This is a genomic window from Marichromatium sp. AB32, from assembly GCF_003718675.1.
Taxonomy (GTDB): Bacteria; Pseudomonadota; Gammaproteobacteria; order Chromatiales; family Chromatiaceae; genus Marichromatium; species Marichromatium gracile.
In genome coordinates this window covers 1-3252 of record NZ_RHFJ01000109.1, presented here as the reverse complement: position 1 = coordinate 3252, position 3252 = coordinate 1, and the positions used below count along the sequence as shown (strand labels likewise).

The 3252-nt window shown below is 68.3% G+C and carries 4 protein-coding genes; all 4 read left to right on the top strand.

All coding sequences use genetic code 11. The features are described 5' to 3' along the window. Positions 1–12: 12 nt before the first annotated feature. The 4 genes from EBL85_RS16565 to EBL85_RS16550 all read left to right on the top strand — a co-directional run bounded on the left by EBL85_RS16565 (position 13) and on the right by EBL85_RS16550 (position 3246). Positions 13–138, top strand: coding sequence for a hypothetical protein (locus tag EBL85_RS16565; protein WP_223806185.1), 126 nt, complete (start codon positions 13–15; stop codon positions 136–138). A gap of 49 nt (positions 139–187) precedes the next feature. After that, the gene (locus EBL85_RS16560) at positions 188–388 is read left to right on the top strand and encodes a heavy-metal-associated domain-containing protein (RefSeq protein ID WP_123143485.1); all 201 of its coding nucleotides are present in this window, start codon (positions 188–190) and stop codon (positions 386–388) included. A gap of 123 nt (positions 389–511) precedes the next feature. Continuing rightward, positions 512–1321, top strand: coding sequence for an ion transporter (locus EBL85_RS16555; protein WP_123143484.1), 810 nt, complete (start codon positions 512–514; stop codon positions 1319–1321). A 221-nt stretch (positions 1322–1542) separates the two neighbouring features. Continuing rightward, the gene (locus EBL85_RS16550) at positions 1543–3246 is read left to right on the top strand and encodes an autotransporter assembly complex family protein (protein WP_223806184.1); all 1704 of its coding nucleotides are present in this window, start codon (positions 1543–1545) and stop codon (positions 3244–3246) included. Positions 3247–3252 lie beyond the last annotated feature (6 nt).

Here is a 3252-nt window from a genome sequence, read left to right as displayed (position 1 = left end):
GACAAGGGGCGGATGCGCGGGTTGATGACGCGCATGCCGGTGCGGGTGATCCTGCAGCCGCAGGTGGCGCTGCTCGGTGCGGCGCGCGCCTGGCAGGATGATCAGTCGCCCGGGCGGCCCGTCGTGGCAGCCGGGTGAGGTCAACGACGAGTGCGCGCCGCGAGCGCGCGTCACAGGAGAACAACCTTTGAGCCAGCAACTGAAGATCACCGGGATGAGCTGTCAGCACTGCGAGCGTCGCGTCCGCGAGGCGCTGGTCGCGGTCGCCGGGGTCGAGTCGGTGAGCATCGACCTCGAGGCCGGTCGCGCGCGGGTGGAGGGCGCGGTCGAGTCCGCCACCCTGATCGCCGCCGTGGAGGCTGCCGGCTACCAGGCCGAGCCCTGCTGAGTGCGCTCATCCGCGCGCCCGCCCGGGGCGCGCATCCTGCGCTAACACGTCTTTCAATACGCCCTCGCCAGTTCGTGCCGGCGGGGGCGTCGTTCGTCATGGAGAACCTGGAGAATCTGTCGTATGTCGAGTCGTGAACGGATCGGTGCCTGGATCGAGTCCGATCCCGTCCAGCGCGTGATCATCGCGCTGATCGTCCTCAACGCCGTCACCCTGGGGTTGCAGACCTCGCCGGCGTTGGTCGCCGGCTTCGGCGGCGTGCTGCACCTGATCGATCAGGCGGTGCTCGCGGTGTTCGTGGTCGAGATCCTGCTCAAGCTCTATGCGCGGGGGGTGCGCTTCTTCGCCAGTGGCTGGAACCTGTTCGACTTCACCGTGGTGGCCATCGCCCTGGTCCCGGCCAGCGGACCGCTGGCGGTGTTGCGCGCGCTGCGCGTGCTGCGGGTGCTGCGACTGATCTCGATGGCGCCGCGACTGCGCTTCGTGGTCGAGGCGTTGCTCAAGGCGCTGCCCGGGATCTCCTCGATCGCGCTGCTGATGCTGATCCTCTTCTACGTCTTCGCGGTGATGGCCACCGGGCTGTTCGGCGAGCGCTTCCCGGAGTGGTTCGGCGGGCTCGGCGCCTCCATGTACACCCTGTTTCAGGTGATGACCCTGGAGAGCTGGTCGATGGGGATCGTGCGTCCGGTGATGGCGGCCTATCCGCTGGCCTGGCTGTTCTTCATCCCCTTCATCCTCATCGCCACCTTCACCATGCTCAACCTGTTCATCGGCATCATCGTCGACACCATGCAGACACTGCACGATGCCCAGCACCAGGGGGTACGCGATGAGCTGGAGCGCTCGATGCACCGTGACAGCGTCCAGCTCGAGCACGAGCTGCAGGCGTTGCGCGCCGAGGTGCGCGCGCTGCGCGAGGCCTTGGGGCGCTGAGTCGGGCGGGGTGGTTCTGCTATGATCGGTCGCGACCGCGGGACGGATGTCCGCTGCGCGACCGCGCCGTCGGCATCATCAATGGGGATCGGATTCTCGTGCGAGGGGAGCGGATCGTGACACAGCCAGCGCGGCGCGCCAGCGACGCCCACTCTCCCGGTCTTGCGGGACCGGGCCGTCACTGGTTGGCGCTCCTGCTGCTCGGGTGGATGGCGCCGGTCATGGCGCTCGGGCTGAAGGTCGAGGTCAGCGGGCTCGAGGGCAAGGAGCGCGACAACGTCCTGGCGTTGCTCGACATCTATCAGGAGCGCGACGCCGCCGGGCTCGATCTGCCGCGGGTGCGCGCGCTGCACCGTCTCGCCCCGCAGCAGATCCGCGACGCCCTGGCTCCCTTCGGTCTGTATCGGGTGGCGATCGATGCCGCCCTCGAGCAGTCCGCCCCGCCCGACGGTCCCTGGCTGGCGCGCTATCGGGTGAGTCCCGGCGAACCGGTGCGCATCGGCGCCGTCGACTACCAGGTGCGCGGTCCCGGCGAGGACGATCCGGCCTTCCCCGAGCGCTTCCCGATGCAGCGCGGCGACGTGCTGCTGCACGCCGACTACGAGCGCGCCAAGTCGGAGCTGCGCTATGCCGCATCGGCCAACGGCTATCTCGACTACCGCCTGCCCCGTCACCAGGTGCTGGTCGACCCCGAGGCCGACAGCGCGGCGGTCCACTTCCATCTCGACACCGGTCCCCAGTACCACCTCGGTGAGGTGACCTTCAACCAGGACCTGCTCGATGACGGGTTGTTGCAGCGCTATCTGCGCTTCGCCCCGGGGGCGGTCTACGATCCCGATCTGCTGCTCGAGCTGCAGAGCAGGCTGCTCGGCAGCGAGTACTACAGCGAGGTCGAGATCGTGCCGCACAAGGAGGCGCGCGACGATGAGGGGCGTATCCCCATCGAGGTCATCGCCACCCGCAACAAGGCCAACAAGTATCGTCTCGGCGTCGGCTTCGCCACCGACAGCGGGCCGCGCTTCAGCATGGACTGGCGGCGGCGCTATCTCAATCGCTGGGGCCACAAGTTCCGCACCGAGCTGATCCTCTCGCCGCGTCACTCGGAATGGAACCTCGACTACCGTATCCCGGTCCAGGACCCGACCCGCGACTATCTCACCATCAGGCCGCAATCGGTCTATGACGATACCGCCAGTCGCAAGGGCTGGGTCCACACCGTGCAGTTCGCCCACTCGCGCCTCACCGGCGAGGGTTGGCGGCGCACCGGCGGGTTCGACTTCCGCTACGAGGACGTCGCCATCAACGACGCCCCGGCGCAACGCACCAGCGAGCTGGTGCCCAACATCTCCTGGTCGAAGACGGTCTCCGACGACCCGGTCAACACCAATCGCGGCTATCGCATCAAGTACACCCTGCTCGGCACCTTCGGCGGCGTGCTCGCCGAGCACTCCTATCTGAGCGGTCAGATCCAGTTCAAGTGGGTGCGCCGCTTCGCCGAGCGCTATCGGCTGATCGCCCGCACCGATCTCGGTGCCACCCTCGCCGATTCGGTCGACGACCTGCCGGCGAGCCGCCGCTTCTATGCCGGTGGCGATGCCTCGATCCGGGGCTGGGACTACGATGCCCTGGGCCCGATCGACCCGCTCACCGGTCAGACCGTCGGCGGGCGCTATCTCGCCGTCGGCAGCCTCGAGCTCGAGCGCGAGATCCACGGCCCCTGGAGCGCGGCGCTGTTCACCGACTTCGGTAACGCCTTCGATCCCGACTACGATCAGCAGCTCGCCTACAGCGCCGGGGTCGGGGTGCGCTGGGCCTCGCCGATCGGGCAGGTCCGGCTCGATCTCGCCTTTGCGCTCAGCAAGGACAACGACAACGGCGGCTGGCCCCCGGCGCGGCTGCACATCGTGATCGGTCCCGACCTATGAACGACG

What these genes read in the sequence shown, in the direction of transcription:
- EBL85_RS16565 (WP_223806185.1), top strand. Translation starts at nt 13, where the DNA reads ATGCGCGGGTTGATGACGCGCATGCCGGTGCGGGTGATCCTGCAGCCG.
- EBL85_RS16555 (WP_123143484.1), top strand. Translation starts at nt 512, where the DNA reads ATGTCGAGTCGTGAACGGATCGGTGCCTGGATCGAGTCCGATCCCGTC.
- EBL85_RS16550 (WP_223806184.1), top strand. Translation starts at nt 1,543, where the DNA reads ATGGCGCTCGGGCTGAAGGTCGAGGTCAGCGGGCTCGAGGGCAAGGAG.